This is a genomic window from Micromonospora sp. CNZ309 (assembly GCF_002846525.1).
Map to the genome: position 1 here is coordinate 2,132,298 of NZ_PJNG01000001.1, position 22,720 is coordinate 2,155,017.

General features: G+C 72.8%; 26 protein-coding genes. 13 read left to right on the forward strand and 13 right to left on the reverse strand.

Translation table 11 applies throughout. The features are described from left to right. Nucleotides 1-4 precede the first annotated feature (4 nt). Complete coding sequence (locus tag CLT72_RS08615; RefSeq protein WP_101410631.1) at nt 5-1,156, reverse strand: Gfo/Idh/MocA family protein; 1,152 nt, start codon at nt 1,154-1,156, stop codon at nt 5-7. Nucleotides 1,157-1,431: 275 nt separating this feature from the next. Here CLT72_RS08615 and CLT72_RS08620 point away from each other — a divergent pair, with 275 nt between their 5' ends. After that, the gene (locus CLT72_RS08620) at nt 1,432-2,496 is read left to right on the forward strand and encodes a LacI family DNA-binding transcriptional regulator (RefSeq protein WP_101410633.1); all 1,065 of its coding nucleotides are present in this window, start codon (nt 1,432-1,434) and stop codon (nt 2,494-2,496) included. Between the two features lie 443 nt (nt 2,497-2,939). Beyond that, nucleotides 2,940-3,344, forward strand: a complete 405-nt coding sequence (locus CLT72_RS08625) for a helix-turn-helix domain-containing protein (protein ID WP_101410635.1) — start codon at nt 2,940-2,942, stop codon at nt 3,342-3,344. 19 nt (nt 3,345-3,363) lie between these two features. Here CLT72_RS08625 and CLT72_RS08630 read toward each other — a convergent pair whose 3' ends face one another. Beyond that, on the reverse strand, nt 3,364-3,975 hold the full coding sequence (locus CLT72_RS08630; RefSeq protein WP_101415042.1) for a phosphatase PAP2 family protein: 612 nt from the start codon (nt 3,973-3,975) through the stop codon (nt 3,364-3,366). Nucleotides 3,976-4,233: 258 nt separating this feature from the next. On the opposite strand from CLT72_RS08630, the gene CLT72_RS08635 reads away from it, so the two are divergent. Together CLT72_RS08635 and CLT72_RS08640 are read left to right on the forward strand one after the other, a co-directional pair. Further along, nucleotides 4,234-4,707, forward strand: coding sequence for an ImmA/IrrE family metallo-endopeptidase (locus tag CLT72_RS08635; protein ID WP_101410637.1), 474 nt, complete (start codon nt 4,234-4,236; stop codon nt 4,705-4,707). A gap of 13 nt (nt 4,708-4,720) precedes the next feature. Continuing rightward, nucleotides 4,721-5,953 (forward strand): MAB_1171c family putative transporter, encoded by a 1,233-nt coding sequence (locus CLT72_RS08640; protein WP_101410639.1) that lies wholly within the window; start codon nt 4,721-4,723, stop codon nt 5,951-5,953. Nucleotides 5,954-5,959: 6 nt separating this feature from the next. Here the strand turns inward: CLT72_RS08640 and CLT72_RS32565 are convergent, their stop codons facing one another. Together CLT72_RS32565 and CLT72_RS32570 are read right to left on the reverse strand one after the other, a co-directional pair. After that, nucleotides 5,960-6,439 (reverse strand): hypothetical protein, encoded by a 480-nt coding sequence (locus tag CLT72_RS32565; RefSeq protein WP_486484199.1) that lies wholly within the window; start codon nt 6,437-6,439, stop codon nt 5,960-5,962. After that, nucleotides 6,394-7,200, reverse strand: a complete 807-nt coding sequence (locus CLT72_RS32570; protein ID WP_486484200.1) for a hypothetical protein — start codon at nt 7,198-7,200, stop codon at nt 6,394-6,396. The genes CLT72_RS32565 and CLT72_RS32570 overlap by 46 nt, the downstream gene beginning before the upstream one ends. 291 nt (nt 7,201-7,491) lie before the next feature. Here CLT72_RS32570 and CLT72_RS08650 point away from each other — a divergent pair, with 291 nt between their 5' ends. After that, on the forward strand, nt 7,492-9,069 hold the full coding sequence (locus CLT72_RS08650) for an NAD(P)/FAD-dependent oxidoreductase (RefSeq protein ID WP_101410641.1): 1,578 nt from the start codon (nt 7,492-7,494) through the stop codon (nt 9,067-9,069). 85 nt (nt 9,070-9,154) lie between these two features. Here CLT72_RS08650 and CLT72_RS08655 read toward each other — a convergent pair whose 3' ends face one another. The 4 genes from CLT72_RS08655 to CLT72_RS08670 form a co-directional block, all read right to left on the reverse strand. Then, complete coding sequence (locus tag CLT72_RS08655; protein ID WP_101410643.1) at nt 9,155-9,853, reverse strand: class I SAM-dependent methyltransferase; 699 nt, start codon at nt 9,851-9,853, stop codon at nt 9,155-9,157. 113 nt (nt 9,854-9,966) lie between these two features. After that, nucleotides 9,967-11,211, reverse strand: a complete 1,245-nt coding sequence (locus CLT72_RS08660; RefSeq protein ID WP_101410645.1) for an RNA polymerase sigma factor — start codon at nt 11,209-11,211, stop codon at nt 9,967-9,969. Next, nucleotides 11,208-11,519 carry a YciI family protein gene (locus CLT72_RS08665; RefSeq protein ID WP_199184722.1) on the reverse strand — a complete coding sequence of 104 codons (312 nt, stop codon included), beginning with the start codon at nt 11,517-11,519 and terminating at the stop codon, nt 11,208-11,210. Before CLT72_RS08665 ends, CLT72_RS08660 begins: the two co-directional genes overlap by 4 nt. A gap of 80 nt (nt 11,520-11,599) precedes the next feature. Then, entirely contained in the window at nt 11,600-11,980 is a 381-nt protein-coding gene (locus CLT72_RS08670) for a YciI family protein (protein ID WP_101410649.1), read from the reverse strand. 246 nt (nt 11,981-12,226) lie between these two features. Here CLT72_RS08670 and CLT72_RS08675 point away from each other — a divergent pair, with 246 nt between their 5' ends. Beyond that, a complete protein-coding gene (locus tag CLT72_RS08675; protein WP_231926050.1) occupies nt 12,227-12,514 on the forward strand; it encodes a hypothetical protein in 288 nt (95 codons plus the stop codon). Between the two features lie 144 nt (nt 12,515-12,658). Here the strand turns inward: CLT72_RS08675 and CLT72_RS08680 are convergent, their stop codons facing one another. Beyond that, entirely contained in the window at nt 12,659-13,099 is a 441-nt protein-coding gene (locus tag CLT72_RS08680; RefSeq protein ID WP_101410651.1) for a hypothetical protein, read from the reverse strand. A 311-nt stretch (nt 13,100-13,410) separates the two neighbouring features. After that, entirely contained in the window at nt 13,411-13,758 is a 348-nt protein-coding gene (locus CLT72_RS08685) for a VOC family protein (protein ID WP_101410653.1), read from the reverse strand. A gap of 181 nt (nt 13,759-13,939) precedes the next feature. On the opposite strand from CLT72_RS08685, the gene CLT72_RS08690 reads away from it, so the two are divergent. Then, nucleotides 13,940-14,644 (forward strand): hypothetical protein, encoded by a 705-nt coding sequence (locus tag CLT72_RS08690; protein ID WP_101410655.1) that lies wholly within the window; start codon nt 13,940-13,942, stop codon nt 14,642-14,644. 67 nt (nt 14,645-14,711) lie between these two features. After that, on the forward strand, nt 14,712-15,107 hold the full coding sequence (locus CLT72_RS08695) for a VOC family protein (protein WP_101410657.1): 396 nt from the start codon (nt 14,712-14,714) through the stop codon (nt 15,105-15,107). Between the two features lie 174 nt (nt 15,108-15,281). On the opposite strand, the gene CLT72_RS08700 is transcribed toward CLT72_RS08695, so the two are convergent. Beyond that, nucleotides 15,282-15,905, reverse strand: a complete 624-nt coding sequence (locus CLT72_RS08700) for a TetR/AcrR family transcriptional regulator (RefSeq protein ID WP_250100917.1) — start codon at nt 15,903-15,905, stop codon at nt 15,282-15,284. A 97-nt stretch (nt 15,906-16,002) separates the two neighbouring features. Between CLT72_RS08700 and CLT72_RS08705 the strand changes: the two genes are divergently transcribed. After that, nucleotides 16,003-16,911 (forward strand): alpha/beta hydrolase family protein, encoded by a 909-nt coding sequence (locus CLT72_RS08705; protein ID WP_101410661.1) that lies wholly within the window; start codon nt 16,003-16,005, stop codon nt 16,909-16,911. A gap of 283 nt (nt 16,912-17,194) precedes the next feature. Next, nucleotides 17,195-17,680: a GNAT family N-acetyltransferase gene (locus tag CLT72_RS08710; protein ID WP_101410663.1), complete on the forward strand. Its 486-nt coding sequence runs from the start codon at nt 17,195-17,197 to the stop codon at nt 17,678-17,680. A 61-nt stretch (nt 17,681-17,741) separates the two neighbouring features. Here CLT72_RS08710 and CLT72_RS08715 read toward each other — a convergent pair whose 3' ends face one another. Together CLT72_RS08715 and CLT72_RS08720 are read right to left on the reverse strand one after the other, a co-directional pair. After that, entirely contained in the window at nt 17,742-18,587 is an 846-nt protein-coding gene (locus tag CLT72_RS08715) for a siderophore-interacting protein (RefSeq protein ID WP_101410665.1), read from the reverse strand. Then, nucleotides 18,584-19,621: an ABC transporter substrate-binding protein gene (locus tag CLT72_RS08720; RefSeq protein ID WP_088999867.1), complete on the reverse strand. Its 1,038-nt coding sequence runs from the start codon at nt 19,619-19,621 to the stop codon at nt 18,584-18,586. Before CLT72_RS08720 ends, CLT72_RS08715 begins: the two co-directional genes overlap by 4 nt. Nucleotides 19,622-19,711: 90 nt before the next feature. On the opposite strand from CLT72_RS08720, the gene CLT72_RS08725 reads away from it, so the two are divergent. Genes CLT72_RS08725 through CLT72_RS08735 form a run of 3 tightly spaced genes read left to right on the forward strand, consistent with a single transcriptional unit; the run spans nt 19,712 to nt 22,688 of the window. Next, nucleotides 19,712-20,788, forward strand: coding sequence for a FecCD family ABC transporter permease (locus CLT72_RS08725; protein WP_486484368.1), 1,077 nt, complete (start codon nt 19,712-19,714; stop codon nt 20,786-20,788). Further along, entirely contained in the window at nt 20,785-21,813 is a 1,029-nt protein-coding gene (locus CLT72_RS08730; RefSeq protein ID WP_101410669.1) for a FecCD family ABC transporter permease, read from the forward strand. The genes CLT72_RS08725 and CLT72_RS08730 overlap by 4 nt, the downstream gene beginning before the upstream one ends. A 47-nt stretch (nt 21,814-21,860) precedes the next feature. Beyond that, nucleotides 21,861-22,688 (forward strand): ABC transporter ATP-binding protein, encoded by an 828-nt coding sequence (locus CLT72_RS08735; RefSeq protein ID WP_101410671.1) that lies wholly within the window; start codon nt 21,861-21,863, stop codon nt 22,686-22,688. The last annotated feature ends 32 nt before the right edge of the window (nt 22,689-22,720 follow it).

Here is a 22,720-nt window from a genome sequence, read left to right on the forward strand (position 1 = left end):
GCGCTCACAGGTCCAGCTCCGGGATGTCCAGCCGGGCGCCCTCGCGCGCCGAGCGCAGCCCCAGCTCCGCGAGCTGCACGCCGCGCGCGCCGGCCAGGAAGTCCCACGGGAACGGCTCGCCGGCCACGACGTGCCGCAGGAACGCCTCCCACTGCACCTTGAAGCCGTTGTCGAACTCCTCGTTGTCCGGCACCTCCGTCCACTGCGACCGGAAGGGCTCGGTGACCGGCAGGTCGGGGTTCCACACCGGCTTCGGGGTGACCGCCCGGTGCTGCACCCGGCAGTCGCGCAGCCCCGCCACGGCGCTGCCCTCGGTGCCGTCGACCTGGAACTCGACCAGCTCGTCGCGGTGCACCCGTACGCACCACGAGGAGTTGAGCTGCGCGACCACGCCGCCGTCGAGCTCGAAGATGCCGTACGCGGCGTCGTCGGCGGTCGCCGGGTAGGTGCGGCCCGCCTCGTCGACGCGCTGCGGCACGTGCGTGGCGGTGACGCAGCTGACCGTGCGCACCCGGCCGAAGAGCTCCTCCAGCACGTACTGCCAGTGCGGGAACATGTCCACGACGATGCCGCCGCCGTCCTCGGCGCGGTAGTTCCAGGACGGGCGCTGGGCCGGCTGCCAGTCGCCCTCGAACACCCAGTAGCCGAACTCACCGCGCACCGACAGGATCCGGCCGAAGAAGCCGCCGTCGATGAGCCGCTTGAGCTTGCGCAGCCCGGGCAGGAACAGCTTGTCCTGCACCACCCCCGTACGCACCCCGGCGGCGCGCGCCGCCCGGGCCAGGTCGAGGGCGCCCTCGGTGTCCTCGGCCAGCGGCTTCTCGGTGTAGACGTGCTTGCCGGCCTCCAGCGCCCGGCGGATGGCCTTCTCCCGCTGCTGGGTGACCTGGGCGTCGAAGTAGATCTCGACGTCGTCGCGGGCCAGCGCGGCGCTCAGGTCGGTGGTCCAGTCGGTCAGGCCGTGCCGCTCGGCGATCTCGCGGAGCCTGGTCTCGTTGCGCCCCACCAGGACGGGCTCGGGCCAGATGGACGTGCCGTCGGTCAGGGGCACGCCGCCCTGCTCGCGGATGGCGAGCAGGGAGCGCACCAGGTGCTGCCGGTAGCCCATCCGGCCGGTGACGCCGTTGACGATGATCCCTATCGACCTGCGGGTCATGGTGTTCCTTCCCTCCGCGGGCGCCGCCGAGCGGCGGGCGACGACCTGTGCCACGCCTGCTCCGCCGCCGGGAGGTCCCCGACGACGCATCTCAGGCAAGCGCTTTCCTGGCAGCGTAGGGAACGCCTCCCGCCTCAGGCAAGGGCCCGTGCGGCCCCGTCACGCGGCGGGCGCCGCCGCCGGGGCGCCGGGGCGGGCAAGGGCTTTCGCTGCGGTACGGTGACGGCTGGCCGGCACCCGGGCACGGCCGTCGAGAAACGACCGAGGGGGCGGCTGTGGCGACCCTGTCCGACGTGGCCCGACGGGCGGGGGTCTCGCCCGCGACCGCCTCCCGGGTGATCAACGGCAGCAGCAAGCCCGTCACCGAGGAACTCCGCGAGCGCGTGCTGCGCGCCGTCGCCGAGTTGCAGTACGTGCCCAACGCGCACGCCCAACTGCTGGCCCGCTCGCACCGCGTGGCGGTGGGCGTCATCGTGCACGACGTCTCCGACCCGTACTTCGCCGAGATCACCCGGGGCCTGCAACGGGTCGCCACCGACCAGGGCCGGCTGCTGACGATCTGCAACAGCTACCGCGACCCCGACCGCGAGCTGGAGTACGTCGAGCTGCTGCGCGGCCAGCAGGTCGCCGCCATCATCCTGGCCGGCTCGGGCTACCACGACGCCACCTTCACCCGCCTGCTCAACGAGAAGCTCGCCGCGTACGAGGCGACCGGCGGGCGGGTCGCGGTCATCGGCCGGCACGAGCATTCCGGCGACGCCGTGATGCCGGACAACCGCGCCGGCGGCCGGCTCATCGGCGCGGAGCTGTACGAACTGGGGCACCGGGAGATCGGGGTGGTGGCGGGGCCGGCGGTGCTGACCACCACCACCGACCGGCTCACCGGGCTGCGGGAGTCCCTCGCCGCGCACGGGCTGAGCCTGCCCGAGCACCGCGTACGCCACGCCGAGTTCGACCGCGACGGCGGCGTCGCGGCCACCGCCGCCCTGCTGGACGCGGACCCGGGGCTGACCGCCATCGTCGCGCTCAACGACTCGATGGCCATCGGCGCGCTGGCGCTGCTGCGCTCCCGGTCGGTTCCGGTGCCCCGGCAGGTGTCCGTGATCGGCTTCGACGACATGCCGATCGCCCGGGACGTCACCCCGGCGCTGACCACCGTCCGGCTGCCCCTGGTCGAGATGGGGGCCCGCGCGATGTCGCTCGCGCTCGATTCGGGGGCGGCGGCGCCCCGCGTCGAGGTGCTGCCCGCCGAGGTGGTGCGACGCGACAGCACCGGGCCGGCCCCCGAGATCGCCCCGGTCCGCCCACGGGCGGCCGGTTCCGGCGCGTCAGCCGGCTGACGCGCCTCCAACCACCGACGGCCGACCGGCCACCGTGGACACCTGTGGTCGGTGGCCCCGGGCGTGGGCGCCCGGGGCCACCTGGCGCCAGGCCGCTCGGAGGGACGGCCCCCCGGATGCGCGCGGCCGTACCGGCTGCGGTCCCCCTGCCGGCTGCTTCTCGGCGTGCGGTGAGGTGCGCGCCCTGAGCGGCTTGCGCATCCCCCGATTCCGTCCCCCTGCGCCGCGCCTGGCGGTCATCGGCCGACGCGCCGGCGCGGAGTCGACACATGCCGGCGGGTGATCTGCCACACACTATGGTTGTCCGCTACGGTGTCACTGCCACAACAGTGGTCGGCGTGGTCAGTCAAGCACGGTCCGCCACGGCCCGCAACCATTGTGGCGGCGTTGCCGCGCCCAACCACTATGGTGGGCGCTCCCGGGTCGGAGCAGGAGGGGTGGTCATGGCCGACGGCGGCAAGGCCAGCGGATCGACGTCCTTCGCCGACCGGCTGCGGCACCTGTTCGAGACGCATCGCCGGCCCGGCAGCGACAAGCCCTTCACGCCGGACGAGGTCGCCAGGGCCACCGGGCTCTCGACGAGCTACGTCAACTACCTGCTGAGCGGGGAACGGGACAATCCCACCCGGTCGGCGATCCAGCAGCTCGCCAACTTCTTCCGGGTGCCCCCGGGCTACTTCTTCGACACGGTGGCCGCGGAGGGCGAGGGCGACCCCGACCTGGAGACGATCACCGTCCTGGCGCGCCGGATGCCACCGGGGGCGCCCAGGGCGAGCCTGCGCGCCATCGTGGAGCAGGTCGCGGCGCTGGAGGCCCGCAACAAGCCCACGGGGCGCGGCCGGACGTAAGGCGTGCTCCCGCCTCCGTTCACCGCAGCAGCAGGAACGTGGGGGCCGCGATGAGCGTCCCCACGACGGTGCCGGCGGCCACCTGACCGACGGTGTGGTCGCGCAGGCGCACCCGCGACCAGCCGACCAGCGCCACCACGGGCGCCGAGGCGAGCAGCGCCGGTCCGAACTCGATCACGAGCACGGCCGCCGCGCCCGCCGCCACGGCCGCGTGGATGCTGAGCTTCCACGCCAGGTTGACCACGGTCACGGCGAGGCCGAGGGCGAACATGACGACGACCATCGCCAGGACCGGGCGGGGGGCGCCGAAACCGATCATCACGGCAAGGCCCACCAGCACGGACAGCAGCCCGTACGCCAGCGGCCGCCGGCGCTGCTCCCGTCGCCTGATGTGGTGGTCGGTCAGCCGGCCCCGGCGTACGCCCCACCAGATCAGGCTGTTGGGGATGATCGAGCAGAACAGGGAGCCGACCAGGGCCCAGGCGAGGCCCACCCCGACGGGCGACGCGCTGTGCAGGCCCACGACGACGGGCATCAGCGCGGCCAGCAGCGCCGGGGCGAAGACCTCGGTGGCGGCCCGGGCGAGCCACCTGCTGGTGCGGCGGTCGGGGCGGTCGATGACGTCGTGCACGGCCCACATTCTGCCGACCGTCCCGGGCGGCGGGCACACCGCGGGCGCGGCCTGTCACGCTCCGCCCCGCTCGGGCGTCACAGTGTCGTCGCGCTTGGCTATGCTGCCCGCACCTGCGCCGTCGCGGCCGGCACGAGCGTCGACCGTCCGGGGTGGACGCGGTGGGGCGGGTGACACGACACGGGGGTCTCTCGGGCTGGCGGCCCGGCGGGAGGGTGACGGCAGGCGATGTGGCACCGGCGGCGTCGGAGACAGCGGTTGTTGCGCCAGCTCGACGTGGACCTGCCGACGCCGCTGACGGTGCGGGGCCTCGTGTCCGCGCTCGAGACCACGCGCGGCCGGCGCATCCAACTCGCCGCGATGAGCGTCGACGGGCGGGCCGGGCCCTGCGGGCTGCGGGTGGCGACCTCCGGGACCGACTACGTCCTGTTCAGCCGCGACGCGCCGCCCGTGCTGCGCGTCCAGACGATCCTGCACGAGCTGATGCACATCGCCCTGCGGCACACCGCGCGGGCGGTGGCGTCCGGCGCGGCGGGTGAGACGGCGGCTGCGCACGGGGTGCTCGCCCGTTCCCCGGCCACGTTCGACGAGCAGCAGGAGCACGACGCGGAGTTGCTGGCGACGTACCTGGGGGCACGGCTCGACGGCGGCGGCGAGGCCGTGGCCTTCGACGAGCTGGGCGGCGTCACGGCCGCCGTCATGCACCGCATCGCCGCGACGTTGACGGACTAGGCGGGAGATCCGCATGCTCGTCACGGTCGGTCATCTCGTCGCCGCATTCGTCGCCGCGGTGGCGTTCCTGGTGAAGCTCAGGGCGTTGGGTCGAGACCCGGCGAACCCCAGGATCCTGGCGAGCGCGGGGATCTGCCTGGGGATGGGGGTGGCCGTCACCGCCGGGTGGGCCCCGGTGCACAGCCTGATCGACCGCGTGTCGGGCGTACCCAATCTCGCCAAGCTGGTGGAGCACGGCTCGGCGCTGCTCGCCGCGGCGGCGATCCAGTTCCTCTTCCTGCACCTGGGCGACCCGGGGCGGGCACGCCGGCTGATGGTGCGGCGAGGCGTCTTCCTCGCCGTCGCGTTCGGCGTGATGGTCGCGGCGTTCTCGCGGGCCGACTTCCCCGAGTCCGAGCCCCTGCACTTCGCCGAGCGGTACGGCGACCTGCCCCCGGTCGGCGTCTACATGCTCGCGTTCCTGACCTGCCTCGGAGTGACGGTCGTGGACATCCTGCGGGTGTCCGCCGGATACGCGCGCTACGCCGGCGCCCGGCTGAGGACCAGCATGCGGCTGCTCAGCGCCGGTGCCGCCTTCGGCGCGGGGTTCGTCGCGCACAAGGCCCTGTTCATCTGCCTCAAGCTGGCCGGTGTGGCGCCACCGTGGGCCGAGCCGGCCGCGACGCAGACGCTGATCATGCTGTCGGTGTCGCTGATCGGGGCCAGCTTCGTGCTGGCGACGGTACGCAAGGCGGCCGACGGCCTCCGCGCCTGGCCGCGCAGGTACGCGACGCACCGCGACCTGCACGCGTTGTGGTACCTGCTGTACCGGGCGATGCCGACCATCGCCCTGCATCCCCCGCGCCGGCCGGAGGCCGACTCCCGGTGGGCGTGGCGCCTGGGCGAACGGCTCTACCGCCGCTGCGTCGAGATCAGCGACGGCCTGCGTACCTTGGGCCCGCTCGACGAGTCCGTGGCGGGCGCGGCCCGGCAGCGGGCGGTGGCGGCAGGCTGGAGCCGCGAGCGTGCCGACGCCGCCGGCGAGGCCGCGGCCATCCTGGTGGCGCTCCGGCGCTTCGCCTCGGGGGCGACGGCGATGCATGAGGTCGATCCGGCCCTGGAGTCCCAGAGCATGGCGGTCGCACAGGCCGACGTGCAGGCCGACGCGAGTCGGCTGGCGCTGGTGTCGACCGCGCTGTCAGAGGAGCTGGTGCGCGCGGTCGCCGCCCGTACGCTGGACGCCCCGGCGGGCGGGCAGCAGGCGTAGTCGGGCTCAGATGATGAAGTGGGTCCAGTAGGCGAGCCAGGTGACGAAGAGCGCGCCCTGGAGCAGGGCCAGGGCGGCGGTCAGCCAGGCGTCGGCGCCGGCGTGGCGGGCCCAGCGGGCCAGCACGAGGCCGACCGGGAAGACGGCGATCAGGTAACGCAGCAGGCTCTTGTACACCGGTGGACCCATCGACAGCGGCACCATGACCATGGTCAGCCCGTACACGAGGTAGGGCAGCCCGAGCCGGCGGGCGCCCGCGACCAGCACCACCAGCACCAGCACGGCGCCCCACACCCGCAGGGCGTCGCGGGGCGGACTGTCGGTGAGGCCGTGCCAGAGCACCGCCAGCGGGTTCTGCACGCGGATGCCCCAGCCCTTCTCCTGGGCGTGCTTGTAGGCGAACCAGTCGCCGCTCTGCCACCGGCAGAACGCCATGAAGGTCAGCCAACCGGCGGGCAGCAGCGCCAGCGGCCAGCCCGCGCGCACGTACCCCACCAGGCGCGCGGACCCAGCCGGTAGCCGTGCTGGCGCAGCAGTACCAGGGCCAGCGGGAGCACGACGAAGAACCCCACCGAACGGCTCAAGGCCAGGAAGAAGCCGACCACGCCCACGAGCAGCCAGCGCCGCCGCTCGGCGTAGTGGAAGGTCGCGAGCGCGAGGCAGAGGAACAGCGACTCGGTCAGCGCCGCCTGGAAGAGGAACCCGGCCGGCAGCAGCACCAGGTAGCGGACGAACCGGCGGGCGGCGGCGTCGTCGCCGAGCAGCCGCTCGCCCAGCCGGTGGGCGTAGAAGAGCATCAGCAGGAACGCGACGTTGGCCACGAGCAGCAGTGCCAGCGCGGTGTCCCCGCCCAGCAGCGGGGCCAGCGGGCGGGCCAGGAACGGATAGAGCAGCGGGAAGCCGAAGTCGCGCCACGGCTCGTCGAGCGGGAGCTGCGCCAGGTGGTCGTAGAGGAAGGAGTCCCAGGCGAACCAGAGCGCGAGCGCGCGGTGCCCAGAGACCGCGCGCTGCTGCTCACGCATCGTCGTCTCGTCCGGCGGGGGCGCCCAGGGGACCTCGTCGAAGGCGCTCAGCGCGAGCACCCCGACGACGCTGAGGACGATCTTCGTGCCGAGGAAGACGCCGACGACGTACAGCCAGGGCGCCGGCACCCGCCCGGCGGCCCGCGCCGCCGCCCGCCGCAGTTCGAGCCCGCGCGCCGACACCGCGCGCCACCGCCGCTGCGCGACGGCCCGCCCACTGTCCATCACGCGTCTCCCGATCCGGCCGTCCGCCCCGGTGCCACATCCCCGTTCCGACCCCGTTGACACGTCGCCGCGCCCGCGCGCCTGGCGACGAGCGGCGGGGCGACGGGACGGCGGGGCCGAGACGGGACGTCGCGGGAACGCACGGCGGCCCGGCGCCTGCCGCCGCGGTGAGCGGGGCCGGATCGCCGCCGACGGTCCGGCTGGCGGGGACGGACGGGAATCCGGGGTGAATTCCGGCCGCCGCCGGGTAAGCGGGCCGCCTCCGGGAGGCGGAAGCAGGGGGCGACGGGCATGGGCGAGGAGCGCGGCACGGTGGTCATCGGCGCGGGGCCGGCGGGCCTGACGGCGGCGTACGAGCTGCTGCGGCGGGACAGCCCGGTGCGGGTGTTCGAGGCCGACGAGGTGGTGGGCGGGATCAGCCGCACCGTCGAGCGCGACGGGTGGCGCTTCGACATCGGCGGGCACCGGTTCTTCACGAAGGTGGCCCGGGTCGAGGAGTTCTGGCACGAGATCCTGCCCGACGAGGACTTCCTGCTGCGACCCCGGATGAGCCGGATCTACTACCGGGGGGCCCTGTTCGACTACCCGCTGAGCGCGGCGAACGCCCTGCGCAACCTCGGCGTACGGGAGGCCATGCTGTGCATGGGCTCGTACGCGCGGGCCCGGCTGCGCCCGCCGAAGGACCAGTCGCACTTCGAGGGCTGGGTCTCGGCCCGGTTCGGCTGGCGGCTGTACTCGATGTTCTTCAAGACGTACACCGAGAAGGTCTGGGGGATGCCGGCCGACCGGTTGCAGGCCGACTGGGCGGCGCAGCGGATCAAGAACCTGTCGCTGGCGAAGGCCGTGCGCAACGCGGTGCTGCCCCGGCGCAACCGCAAGGACGTGACGAGCCTGATCGAGGAGTTCCAGTACCCGAAGCTCGGCCCGGGCATGATGTGGGAGCGGTGCGCCGAGGAGGTCAGCCGGCGCGGCGGCCGCGTGGACACCGGCACCTGGGTCACCGCCGTGCACCGGGACCCGGAGCGGCGCCGGGCCGTCGCCGTGACCGTCGACGGGGCCGGCGGGCGGCGCACCGAGCCGGCGGAGCATGTCGTCTCCTCGATGCCGATCTCCGAGCTGGTCGCCGCGCTGCGCCCGGCGGCCCCGCCGGAGGTGCTGGCCGCCGCGGCCGACCTGCGGTACCGGGACTTCCTGACCGTCGCGCTGGTGGTGCCGGCGGAGTTCTCGTTCCCCGACAACTGGATCTACGTGCACGACCCGGCGGTGAAGGTCGGCCGGATCCAGAACTTCGGCTCCTGGTCGCCGCACCTGGTCAAGGACGGGCGCACCTGCCTCGGCCTGGAGTACTTCGTGTTCGAGGACGACGAGACCTGGCGTACCCCGGACGCCGAACTGGTCGCCGCCGCGACGGCCGAACTGGAGCTGCTCGGCCTGGTCCGGCCGGGGGTGGTCGAGGCCGGGTACGTGGTGCGGATGCCGAAGGCGTACCCGGTCTACGACGAGCGCTACCAGCACAACGTCGACGTGATCCGGGACTGGCTGGCGCGCGAGGTGCCCAACGTGCACCCGGTGGGCCGCAACGGCATGCACCGCTACAACAACCAGGACCACTCGATGCTGACGGCGATGCTCACCGCCGAGAACATCGCCTGCGGCACCCGGCACGACGTGTGGTCGGTCAACGTGGAGCAGGACTACCACGAGGAGTCGAGCCACGACGGGGACGGCCACCGGGGCACCGGCCGGGACGCGCCCGTCGTACCGGCCCGGCCCGCCGTCCCGGTCGGCACGACGCTCGACGGCACCGGCACCGGCGCTGGCGCTGGCGCTGGCCGGCCCGAACGGCCGGCCCACGTGCGCCTCGGCTGAGCCACCGACCGCGCGTGTGGCACCGTCGGCGCAGGCCCGGGAGGGGAAGGCCGGTGGTGGCGTGCGGCGGCGGACCGGCCCGGGTTCAGTGCGCTTCGAGGACGAAGAAGATGAAGCAGATGAACGTGGTGCGGTCCACGAGATGTGGCGGCAGGATCTCGCGCGGGGTCTCGGGAGACATGGGCGGTTCGCTGACGACCGAGAGGCGGAAGCCCGCGTCGGTGAACGCAGCCGTCATCGCGTGCAGCGGCCGGTGCCAGTAGGTCAGCTCCGCGGTGTGCCCGTCGAAGGTGTACTCCTCCGACCACCGCGCGAGGGCGAAGTAGTCGGCGTCCGGGTGCACCGCCGTGTAGACCATCGGGTGGTTCACGGACAGGATGAGGCGACCCCCCGGCCTCAGGACCCGTCGCAGCTCGGCCAGGGGCGCGGTCCAGTCCTCCAGGTAGTGCAGGACCAGGGAAGCGACGACGTCGTCGAACGCACCGTCGGCGAAGGGCAGCGGCCCGCTGAGGTCGGCCACCAGCAGCGTGGCGTCCCCGCCCAGCCGCCGTCGGGCCAGCTCGACCATCGCGCGGCTGGAGTCGAAGCCGGTCACGACGGCCCCTCGCGCGCGAAGCGCCGCGGACAGGGGACCCGAACCGCAGCCGGCGTCGAGGATCCGCCGGCCGGTCACGTCCCCGGCGAGCCCGATCATCGCGGGCCGCTCGTAGTAGCCGTTGATCAGGTTGGACTCGTTGTCCGCGCTGTAGCGCTCGGCGAAACTGTCGTAGTGGTCGGCCTTCACCAGGCTGTCTCCTCGGCGTCGCGGCAGGGGTCGGGAGCGCGATCCTGCCACGGACGTCGAGCCACTACCACCCCCTGCCGCGCTCCGGTCGACGCGCTGGCTCCACGTGGGAGTCAGCCGGCGAGCTGGTCGCGGCGGCGGGTGAGGTAGGCCCGCTCGGCGGGGTTGCCGGCGAGACCGATGGCCCGGTCGTACGCCGTGCGCGACTCGCCGCCGCGCCCGAGTCGCCGCAGCAGGTCGGCGCGCGCGGCGTGGAAGGCGTGGTAGCCGTCGAGGGCCTCGGCGAGCCGGTCGATCTCGGCGAGCCCGACCCCGGGGCCGTCGACCTCGGCGACCGCGACCGCCCGGTTGAGCCGCACGATCGGTGAGGGGTCGAGCAGCGACATGCGGCCGTAGAGGGCGACGATGGTGGACCAGTCGGTGTCCCGGGCGGACGGGGCGTCGGTGTGGACCGCGTTGATCGCGGCCTGTAGCTGGTAGCGCCCGGGTGGGTCGCCGCCGCTCGCCACCGCCTCGACCCGCTCGCGGAGAAGGGCGTTGCCCTCGGCGATGAGGGTGCGGTCCCACGCGCCCCGGTCCTGCTCGGCGAGGACCACCAGTTCCCCGGTGCGGGACACGCGCGCCGGCCGCCGGGCGTCGGTGAGGAGCATCAGGGCGAGCAGGCCGGCCACCTCGCCGTCGTCCGGGAGGAGGGTCCGGAGCAGGCGGCCGAGGCGGATCGCCTCGTCGGTGAGGTCGACGCGCACCGCGGCGTCCCCCTCGCTGGCGAGATAGCCCTCGTTGAAGATGAGGTAGACGACGGCGAGGACGCCGGCGAGGCGCTCGCGGATGTCGTCGGCCGAGGGCACCCGGTAGGGGATGTGTGCCGCCTTGATCTTCGCCTTGGCGCGGGTGATCCGTTGCGCCAGGGTGGTCTCCTGCACCAGGAAGGCGCGGGCGATCTCGGGCACGGTGAGGCCGCCGAGCAGGCGCAGGGTGAGCGCGACCCGGGCCTCCATCGCGAGCGCGGGATGGCAGCAGGTGAAGATGAGTCTGAGCCGGTCGTCCTCGACCGGGCCGGTCGGCTCAGCAGGGGTGTCGTCGTACACCATCCGGGCCGCCTGGTGTTTGGCGTCGCGCTGTGATTCGCGACGGAGCCGGTCGATCGCCTTGCGGGTCGCGGTGGTGGCGAGCCAACCGCCGGGATTGGACGGTACGCCCTCGCGCGGCCACCGCTCCGCGGCCGCCGCGAACGCTTCGGCCGTCGCCTCCTCGGCGACGTCGAGATCGTCGAAACGGCGCGCGAGGCCGGCGACCAGCCGCGCCCACTCCTCGTGGTGGGCACGGGTGATCGCCCGCCCGACGGTGGGATCGGTCATGGCGCCAGCAGCGCTCGGACGGATTCCCCGGTTCGGAAGGGACGCACCTCGACCCTGCCGCGGCACGCCCTCGACCCCTCGGCGGCAAGCGCCAGAGCCACGTCGAGGTCGGCCGCCTCGATGACCCAGAAGCCCCCGAGGTGCTCCTTCGTCTCCAGGTAGGGCCCGTCGGTGAAGGCCGGCCTCCCGCCCTGCCCGTCGACGGTGGTGGCGGTCGTCGCGGGCTCCAGGCCGTCGGCGAAGACGAGGTGACCGTCGCGCTGAAGCCTCTCGTTGAAGGCGCCGGTGTCGGCGAACGCCCGCAGCATGGCCTCGCGGGAGGGATAGGCGCCGAACTCGGTGGGCTCGGCCGGTCCGTAGACGGACAGCAGGTATCGGGGCACCGCGCTCACTTCTCCCCGGAGCCGTCACGCCGGGCCTCCCCCGGACCTCGGAACCGGTGCACCTCCTGCGGCCAGTCGAGCGCGGTCGCTAGCCTTCCGGCCCAGTATCGCGCCGCCTCGTCGTCGGGCACGTCCACGACGGCGAAGCCGCCGAGGTGCTCCTTGGTCTCGACGTACGGCCCGTCGGTGAAGACGGGCGTGCCGTCGACCGCTTCGACGCTGCACACCGCGGTGGACCGGTCGAGTCCGCCGTTGCTGAAGATCAGGACGCCCTCGGCCTGCATGTCCGCGATCACGGCCCGGCCGGCCCTGCCCTTCTCGCGGATCTCCTCCGCCGTGTGTGGGGGCACCCACTCGTCGTTGAAGGTGATCAGGTACTCCGTCATGGTCGTCTCCTCTCGGTCCCGGACGAGTTCCTTGCCCGGCTCGTCGTGTCCGGCGGCCCAGCCGGCCGCCGCACACTGGTTCCACGAACGGCCACGCCCCGATACGACACCATCTTCGGAGAAAGCGAGGTCCAGGATGCGGCACGACGGGTGAGACGAAGTCACGGGGTCGTTTCCAAAGCCGTTCGCGGTACCCGGCCGTTGTGGTGGCGCGAACGGGCACAGTCCGGGATAGCCTTGCCGCATATGGCTACCTATCGCAGCGCCTCAGTGCTCCTCTCCTCCGACGGCACCCGGACCCCCGGCACCGCCGCACTCTTCGCCGAGCCCGCCCGCAGGGGCGGGACCCCGCCGTGGGCGGGCGATTTCCGACCCGCCAACAGCGCCGGCAACGGCCCCAAGAACGCGGTCGGGAAGACCTTCACGTTGGAGCTGCCCGACGGCAGCACCGGCAAGGTCGTGGTCCAGGGCCTCAAGAGCGGGAAGGGAGGCGTCGTGCTGGCGTTGATGGGCGAGGACGCACCCCCCTTCTGATCAGCTGGTCGCCGCCGACGCCACCGGCTGGAGACGGCCGGTGGGCGCGGTGCGCAGCAGCGCTGGTGGCGGCTCGACCCCGGGCTGCCGGACGCTCACGGATTTGGCCCTGGTCGGCGACGACCCGCCGACCAGGGCCACCGGTCAGCGACGGCCGGCGGCCAGGGCGACGAGGTACTGTCCGCCGCCCGCGTCGACGCTCGCGGTCATCGGCAGCCCGGGGACCAGCCGGGAAAACCGGTCGACCAGCCAGTCCGCCGCCTCCTGGGCGTCCTTCCTGCTCGGACAGCGGGCGACCAGCTCGCGGCCGCCCTTGCGTTCGAGTCGCTCGGCGACGGTGATCAGTGGCGCGGGCTCCACCACGTGCAGATGGTCCGGCCAGGCGATGACCACCTTGACCGCGCCCTTGCGGGTGTTGCAGGCCCGGTGCGCGAGTCGCTCGGCGACCTTGGCCTTCCTGTCGGCGGTACGGCTGTCGACGCTGGGACCACGCGGGTCGTTCACCGACATGTCGGGGTCGACCGGCTCGTCGCACACCCAGCATCGCCAACTGTCACGGCTCGCGACGTCATCGAGGAGACTCATTCAGGCAAACTAGCCTGTCAGCCGCCGGCCGACGACAGCCCCGGCGGCGGCGAGCCCCGCCGGTCCGGCAGCGGGTGCGAGGGTTCACTATCCCGATGGCACCCACTTGATCATGCTGAGACGTGAGCGTGCACGAGGGCGGACGTCACGAAGCGGCGCAAGCGTTCGTGACGGTCCGGGTCCACACCTCAGGGTGGGTGAACCAGAAGTCACGCGGCACGTCAGGCACGGTAGAGAACCTCCGCACAAGTCACCAGCTCGCCTGACTCCAGGGACTTGTCGGGACGGTAGGCCGTTGGCCCTTCTGCCAGTCAGCGGTGGCTGACGACGTTGACCACATTGCCGTCCGGGTCGCGGACGAAGAAGCGCCGGACACCCCACTGCTCGTCGGTAATCGGGTGCACGATCTCTGCGCCCGTCGCGCGTACCGCCTCGTAGACGGCGTCGACGTCAGCGACCTCCACGCTGAGGTCCGGGTTTACGGAAGCCGCTGCATCTTTGGTGATGAGGATGACCTGGGCGGTGGGGTCGAACGGTGAGACCAAGTTGACCACCCAGCCCAGGTTCATCTCCTCGCCGAAGCCCAGAAGTTGGTAGAAGCCGCTGCTCACGGCCGGATCGGCGGTTGTGATATCGGGCACGGCACGGCGAATCGTCATGCCGGATTCTGGCACGCGAGGTACTGGCTAGTGTGAGTAGTGGGCCCCGCTCACCAGGCGCCAGGGCGGGATGCTGCGGAGCACTCGGACCATGTGATCTGGCCACGATGTGAGCGCGTCCGCCTTGCGCTCCAGGCCTACCTTCTGAAGCTCAGCGCCGGCAGACGTCAGGTGGGCGGGCATGCAGATCATCGAGCACAGCATCATTGGGACCCGCTCTGCGGTGCTGCGCCTTCGGCGCCCCGGCAGCCAGTTGCAGTTCGTGCTGTTTCCCATGCTCCATGTGGCGAGCCCGGAGTTCTACGCGGCGGTGGCGCAGCGGCTTCGGCAGTGTGACCTGCTCATCGTCGAAGGCATCGGCGGACGCTCGGTACTAACGTGGGCCATCACGCTCACCTACCGCGTCCTGCCCGCCAACAAGCGTTCCGGACTTGTGGCCGACAACATCAAGTACCGGTCGCTCGGCGTCGAGCTGATCAACCCCGATGTCACCACGGCGGAGTTCGCTCAGGGCTGGCGGGCCGTGCCGCTGCGATACCGGCTTTTGATGTGGTGTGTCATTCCGATCGTGGCCGTCGCTCAGTTCTTCGGGGGCACGCGACGGCTGCTCTCCCCTGAGGTCGAGTTGAACGACTTGCCCAGCGCGAAGGACGAGATGTACTCGGACGACGAGTTCACTGGGCATTTTGAGCGCACGTTTGGCGGCGACCGGGATGAGCGGGTGCTTGCCACGCTGTCCGAACTGATCCGTACGCGTTCGTCGGAACGGATCGACGTCGCCGTCGTCTACGGTGCCGGTCACGTTCCAGCGATCGTGCGGGGACTCGCGGACCGACATGGCTACCGCCCCCGGACCGCCGAGTGGCTCACCGTGCTAAACGCGTGAACGGCATCCTCATCTGCCGCTGTCGGCGTGCGGGCGGCGAGCACGACGGGACCCTGCGTACGCTGCCGTGGTGGAGATCGACTTGGTTGCCCTGATCGTTGACGAGTACGACCCCGCGATCGCGTTCTTCACCGACGTACTCGGCTTCGACCTCGTCGAGGATTTCCCATCGCTGACCACTGACGGGCAGCCCAAGCGGTGGGTCGTCGTCCGGCCACCGGGTGCCCAGACCGGAATTCTCCTCGCTCGCGGTTACGGAGAACACCAACGTGCCGCAATCGGCAACCAGGTAGCCGGCCGAGTCGGGTTCTTCCTCCGAGTCGACGACTTCGACGCCGCTTACCGGCGGATGGCCGAGGCCGGTGTCACCTTCGTCCGGGAGCCACGGGCCGAGCCCTATGGCCGGGTCGCGGTCTTCCTCGACATCGCCGGCAACCGGTGGGACCTCCTCGGTTCCGCCTGACCTCGCCGCAGCTGCCAGTCGAGGTGCCAAGGCCAGACGTCCCGATTTGCCGCTGACCTGGTGTCACCGTACGGAACAGGTCGGCGGGAGCGTCCGGTGCGCGGTCGTGCCGATGAGAGTTCGTGGCAGCGGACGTAGATGGCGCTGCAGATCCCGATTTCAGACGGCACCTACCTAGCAGAAATCCGGGCGCTGTGCAGCTCGCGCCGCGTCGGGTCCGGAAGTGGTGGAGCCACGTGTGCGGCACCCGGCCAGGAGGCGGGCGACCATCCGCCTGGCGTCGTCCCTGTCGTAGTCCGGCCCGAGGATGCACAGGTTACCGATGCCTCGCAGCAGCGTGTACGCGGTGATCTGCCGGTCGATCTCCCCGGCCTCCTGGCTCGCCGCCAGCAGCGTCTCGCACGCTGGGACGAGCTCGTCGAGTACCAGCGCGTGGAGATTGGCCAGACTCGGGTCCTCCGAGCCCAAGGCGACGCTGAGACCGTGCTTGGTCACCAGAAAGTCCACAAAGGCCGCCACCCACCGATCCAGAGCGTCGACGGCCGGGATCGGCTGCCGCCGCAGCTGCGCGGCCAGAGCCGTGCAGTCGTCGACCTGATGACGATAAACGGCACTCACCAAATCCGCCCTCGTCGGGAAATGCCGGTAGACCGTTCCGACCCCCACACCCGCACGACCGGCGATGTCGCGGACGGGGGCCTGCACACCCTGCTCGACGAACGCCGCGGCCGCCGCCGTCAGCACCGCCTCGCGGCTGCGGCGTGCGCCTGCCTGGCGCACACCGAGTGTGTCGGACAACGCAACCTCCTGGTTCGCGGAACATTGTTCCGCTAGGGTTGCGGAACGACGTTCCGTCAAAGCTAGCAAACCCACACGACCAGTCGCGGAGACACTCATGCCTACACCACTCGACCGCCAGTTCGTCTCGGTAAAGCCACTCACCGTGCCCACCACCGGCCGCAGCGTCCCGCTTCAGGTCAAGGTCACAGCGCCCATCGACGGCGACAAGTTGCCCATCATCGTCTTCTCCCACGGCAATGCCTGGTCGATGGACGGCTACGAGCCCCTCACGGGACGGTGGGCGGCCGCCGGGTTCATCGTCGTGCAGCCCACCCACCTCGACTCCCGCCGTAACCGCATCGGCTTCGACGACCCCCGCTTCGCCAGCATCTGGCGCGTGCGCATCGCGGACCTGCACGCCATCCTGGACCACCTCGGCGACATCCTCGACCAGGTTAGCGGCCTGCCCGCACGCGCGGACCACAATCGCATCGCGATCGTCGGGCACTCCTGGGGCGCGCAGACCACTGGAGCGCTGCTCGGTGCACGCGTCCTCGACGCCGCCGGCACCCCGGGTGAGAACTTCTCCCACCCTGCGGTCAAGGCCGGCGCGCTCATTGCCGCGACCGGCACAGGCGACAGCCTGACCCCGTTCGCGGTGGAGCACCTGCCGTTCATGCGCCCGGGCTACTCCACCACGACCATCCCGGCCCTGGTGGTGGCGGGGGGCAAGGACCAGTCCGCCATGTCCACCCGCGGCCCCGACTGGTTCACCGACGCCTATCACCTCAGCCCGGCCCCGAAGCGGCTGCTCAGCATCGCCGACGGCGAGCACACCCTGGGCGGGATCGCCGGAGAGGCCGTGAAGGAGACGACCGACGAGGACCCCGCCCGCGTCACGCTCGTCGCGGACGCCATCTCCGCCTACCTGCTCGACGTCCTCGGTCTGGACGCGACGCCCTGGCAGGCCTTGGAGAAGCAGGCCACTGACAGTTCCGGCACCTTTACCATCGACACCAAGTAGGTATTCGGCGGCCGGGCTCGACGCTTGTCGAGCCGGGCCTAGAATCGTAGTGTTCGGGCGCCGTTCGCGTAACCAGCCGTCGTCCACGAGCAGGCGCGCCGCAACAACCGCACGTTCGTAGAAGGCAATCCGGAGAGGGCGTGCGACCCGGGGACGCGCCTCCCGCACGGCGGCGGAGCGGTCGTTCGCTTGGCTTGCGGCGGGTGTCTGCGGTGCACTTTCATGCCGCGATCCCCGAGCAAACGCTTTGCCGCCGTGCCGTGGCGCCCCTAGCATCCGCCGGATGCACATCCGCGAGTTCCGCGAGCCGGACTGGGACCAGGTGTGGCCGATCGTCCAGGAGGTGGTCCGGGCCCAGGAGACGTTCCCCTACGACCCGGAGCTGACCGCCGAGCAGGCGTACGGCATGTGGGTGGAGGCCGCGTCCGGCCGGACGGTGGTCGCGGTCGACGGCGACGCGGTGCTGGGCACCGCGAAGATGGGCACGAACCGTCCCGGGCCGGGCTCGCACGTCGCCACCGCGAGCTTCATGGTGGCCCGCCCGGCGCGCGGGCGTGGCGTGGGCACCGCGCTGTGCCGGCACGCCGTCGGCTGGGCGCGTGAGCGGGGGTACGCCGGCATGCAGTTCAACGCGGTGGTGGCGAGCAACGTCACCGCCGTCCAGCTGTACCGGCGGGAGGGGTTCGACGTGGTCGGCACGGTGCCCGGCGCGTTCCGGCATCCCACCCTCGGCCGGGTGGGCCTGCACGTCATGTACCGGGAGTTCTGACCGGCACGACCGATGCCGGATCCCACCCCGGCGGGCGGGATCCGGCACGCGACGGCGTCGGTCAGGCGGCGGCCTTGACGGCGGCCTCGGCGCGCAGGGCGTCCTCGGAGGTGCCCCGGCGCCAGTAGCCGGAGAAGGTGACGTGGCGGCGGTCCAGGCCGCGTTCGCCCACGAGGTGCCGGCGCACCGAGCGCACCATCGAGGACTCGCCGGCGATCCAGGCGTACGGGCTGCCGGCCGGCAGCCGGGCGGCGCGCACCGCGTCGGCCAGCAGACTGCTGCCCGGGGCGGTGCCGCCCCGCACGATCCAGCGCACCTCGGCCCGTGCCTCGGTGGGCAGCTCCTGGATGTCTCCCGCGTCGGGGACCTCGATCCAGGCCCGCACCGGGGTGCCGGGCGGCAGCCAGGCCAGGATCCCGGCGGCGGCCGGCAGTCCCGTCTCGTCGGCCACCAGCAGGACCGAGTCCGTGCCGACCGGGGGCCGGAAGCAGACACTGCGGTTGTCGTGCACGGCGGGGCCGAGCAGCACCACCCGGTCGCCCGGCAGGGCGTGCCGGGCCCAGCGGGAGGCGGGGCCGGTGTCGCCGTGGCTGACGAAGTCGATGTCCACCTCGGCCGCCTCGGGGCGCTGCTCCCGGATGGTGTACGAGCGCATCACCGCGCGCACGTCGGGGTCCATGGCCCGGTAGGCGCCGAACCAGTCCTCCCCCGCCTCGACGGGGAGCACCGGCTCGGGCTGACCGGGGTGCGGCAGGAACAGCGAGACGCTCTGGTCCCGGCCGCCGCCGGCGAAGTCGGCCAGCTCCGGCCCGCCGAAGGTGACCCGGACCAGGGAGGCGCCGACGCGGCGGGCGCCGACGACCTGTGCGGCGAAGAGACGGTACTGCACGGCGACGGCGGTGCTCACGACGTGACCTTCTTCGCGCCCTTGATGGCGGTGGCCAGGTTCTCCAGCAGTGGCGCGGCGCCGGCGTACGAGAAGCGGGGCACCGCGTCCCAGGCGGCGACCTGGTTGGCCTTGACGGCCGGCAGCTGCTGCCAGGTCGGCTTGGCGGCCAGGTCCTTGGGCTGGAGGGCGGTGCTGCGGTTGTCGAGCAGGAGCAGGTCGGCCGGGAACTTGCCCGCGTTCTCCCAGCTCAGCGCCTCGAAGTAGTCGCCGGCCTCCAGCTTGGTGGGGACGACGATGTCGACGCCCAGCTCGGCGAAGTACATCAGGTCGGTGCTGACCTTGGGGTTGGAGGCGTAGAACAGGTCGGGGCTGCCGGAGCAGGCGAGCACCTTGATGCCCGGGTTGGCCTTGACCGCCTGGCGGACCGACTCGGCGGCGGCCTCGAAGCGGGCCTTGGCGTCGGTGACCTTCTTGGCGGACAGGTCGGCGCCGAGGGACTCGGCGAGCTGCGCGTACCGCTCGATCGGCTTGGTCATCGGCACCCGGGCGGTGGTGACGGTGACGGTGGGGGCGAGCGGGAGGATCTTGCCCTTGCTCTCGTCCGGCACGTACCAGAAGGCGCCCGGGTCGTACATGTGGGTGACGAGCAGTTCGGGCCGCAGGGCGGCGTACTTCTCCAGGTTGAACTCGCCCCAGACGTTGCCGAGGATCTCCACGGACTCGACGTCGAGGTCGCCGGCCTGCGGGTCCTTGCTGCCGTCGGAGCGCTTCGTCTCGCCGAACACCCCGACGATCTGCTTGTCGAGCCCGAAGTCGACCAGCGCGGCGGCGACCCCCGTGAAGGCGACCACCCGGGTCGGCCGGGCGGGGGCGCTCACCTTCTCGTTACGGTCGTCCGTGAACGACCACGGCCCTTCGGAGCCCTTGGCGGCGGGGGTGGCGGAGTCCTCGTCCCCGCCGCAGCCGGCGAGCAGGGCTGCCAGGGTGGCGGCGCCACCGGCGGCGAGCAGGCCCCGGCGGGAGAGGCGGCGGGCGGACACGGGATGCGGCATGGCGGTGTCTTTCGATCAGGGTCGGGCGAATGACCATGGACAGCGGGGTTAGGTTAACCTAACCTAAACCGCTGTCAAGTCCCGTTCGGAATTCCGCACCAATCGGAGCCCACACTGTCCGCCACCCTCTCCCCCCGCGTCGGCGCCCCGCCGGCACCGCCGGCCGTACGCCGGCCCGGCCGGGCCGCACTGCGCGCCGCCGGGCTCGCGGCGTCGGTGCTGCTGCTCGCGGCCGTCGCGGTGCTCAGCATCGCCGTGGGCGCCAAACAGCTCCCCCTCACCGACGTGTGGCAGGGCCTGCTTGACCGCGACGCCGCCGAGTACGCCGTCGTGCACCGGATGCGACTGCCGCGTACGCTGCTCGGCCTGCTCGCCGGGGCGGCGCTCGGCGTCGCCGGCGCGGTCATGCAGGCGCTGACCCGCAACCCGCTCGCCGACCCCGGCCTGCTCGGCATCAACGCCGGCGCCGCGGCGGCGGTGGCCACCGGGGCGCTGCTGTTCGGCATCGGCGGCGTCGGCGGGCAGGTGTGGTTCGCGCTGCTCGGCGCGGCTGCCGTCACCGCCGCCGTGTACGCGGTCGGCGGCGGCCGCAGGGCCACCCCCGCCCGGCTGGCCCTGGCCGGCGCGGCGCTCAACGCCACCCTCTACTCGTACGTCAGCGCGGTGATGCTGATGGACACGGCGTCGCTGGAGCGGCTGCGGTTCTGGACGGTCGGCTCGCTGGCCAGCGCCGAACCGTCGACCGTCGGCACGGTCGCGCCGTTCATGGCGGCGGGCCTGCTGGTCGCCCTGGCCGTCGCCCGACCGCTCAACGCCCTCGCCCTCGGCGACGACGCGGCGCGCGCCCTCGGCGCCCGGCCCGCCCTCATCCGGGGCGCGGTCATCGCGGCGATCACGCTGCTCTGCGGCGCCGCCACCGCCGCCTGCGGGCCCATCGTCTTCGTCGGGCTGCTGGTGCCGCACCTGGTACGCGCGCTCACCGGCCCCGACCTGCGCTGGCTGCTGCCGTACTGCGCGGTGCTGGCGCCGGTGCTGCTGCTCGGCGCCGACGTGCTGGGCCGGGTGCTGAGCCGCCCGGGCGAGCTCCAGGTCGGGCTCGTGACCGCCGTGGCGGGCGGGCCACTCTTCCTCTGGCTGGTGCTGCGCGGACGGGTGGCCCACCCGTGATCACACTCCGTGTCCGCGACGGACTGTCGCTGCGGCTGCGCCCCCGCGCCATCGCCGTCGGCGTCACCTGCGTGCTGCTGGCCCTGGCGCTGAGCGTGCTCGCCATCGGCACCGGCGACTACCCGATGAGCCCCGCCGCCGTGCTGCGCGCCCTCACCGGTCAGGGCACCCCGGCCGAGGAGTTCATCGTCACCGAGCTGCGGCTGCCCCGGGTGGTGACCGCGCTCTGCGTCGGCGCCGCGCTGGCGTTGGCCGGCGCCGTCTTCCAGTCGCTGGTGCGCAACCCGCTGGGCAGCCCCGACATGCTCGGCTTCACCCAGGGCGCGGCCACCGGGGCGCTCGTCGTGGTGGTGCTCGGCGGCAGCAGCCTGGCGCTGGCCTCGTCGGCGGTGGTCGGCGGGCTGGTCACCGGCGCGCTGGTCTACGGGCTGTCCTGGCGGCGCGGCGTGCACGGCTACCGGCTGATCCTGGTCGGCATCGGCACCATGGCGATCCTCACCGGCGTCAACGGCTGGCTGCTCACCCGGGCCCCGCTGATGGACGCCGCCCGCGCCGTGCTCTGGCTCACCGGCAGCCTCGACGGGCGCGGCTGGTCGAACGCGCTACCGCTGCTGATCGCGCTCGGGGTGCTGGTGCCGCTCATGCTGGCCGGCTACGGGCCGGCGATGCGGCTGGTCGAGATGGGCGACGACACCGCCGCCGCCCTCGGCGTACGCGTGGAGCGGCTGCGCCTGGTCGTGCTGGCGGCGGCGGTGCTGCTGGTCTCCCTCGCGGCGGCCGCCGCGGGGCCGGTGAACTTCGTGGCCCTCACCGCGCCGCACCTCGCGCGGCGGCTGACCCGGGCCCCGGGGCCGAACCTGCTGCCCTCGGCGGCCGTCGGGGCGGTCCTGCTGGTCGGCGCCGACCAGCTCGCCCTGCGGGCGTTCCCCGGGCACCAGTTGCCGGTCGGCGTGGTGACCGGCGTGCTCGGCGGCGCCTACCTGGTCTGGCTGCTGGCCACCGAGCGCCGGGCCGGCCGGCTGTGACCGGGCACGGCCGACGGGCCACCCATGACGAGAACGGAGCACCGAGCATGCAGTCCCGGCTGAGCGGCACCGCGATGACCCTCGCCTACGAGCGGCGGACCATCACGCAGGACCTGAGCGTCGCCGTACCCGACCGCTCCTTCACGGTCATCATCGGCCCCAACGCCTGCGGCAAGTCGACCCTGCTGCGGGCCCTGTCCCGGCTGCTGAAGCCGGCCGCCGGCGCGGTGCTGCTCGACGGCGAGGACATCCACCGCCAACCGGCCCGCGCCGTGGCGCGCACCCTCGGTCTGCTGCCGCAGACGTCCGTCGCGCCGGACGGCATCGGCGTCGCCGAACTCGTCGCCCGCGGCCGGTACCCGCACCAGGGGCTGCTGCGGCAGTGGTCGCGCGAGGACGAGCGGGTGGTCACCGAGTCGATGGCCGCCACGGGCGTCGCCGACCTGGCCGACCGACCGGTCGACGAGCTCTCCGGCGGTCAGCGGCAGCGGGTGTGGATCGCGATGGCGCTGGCCCAGCAGACCCCCCTGCTGCTGCTCGACGAGCCGACCACCTACCTGGACATCGCCCACCAGATCGAGATCCTCGACCTCTGCGCCCGGCTGCACGAGGAGCAGGGCCGCACGCTGGTCGCCGTGCTGCACGACCTCAACCACGCCGCCCGCTACGCGACGCACCTCATCGCGATGCGCGAGGGGCGGGTGGTCGCCGCCGGCGCGCCCCGGGAGGTGGTCACCGCCGAGCTGGTCCAGGAGGTCTTCGGGCTGCCCTGCCGCGTGATCGACGACCCGGAGTCCGGCACCCCCCTGGTGGTCCCCGCCGCCCGCCGCCGGGCCGCCGCGAGCGCCCCGCCGCTCGCCGTCGCCGGCGGCTGACGGGCGTGCGCGGCGTCGTCCCGGCCGGCGCC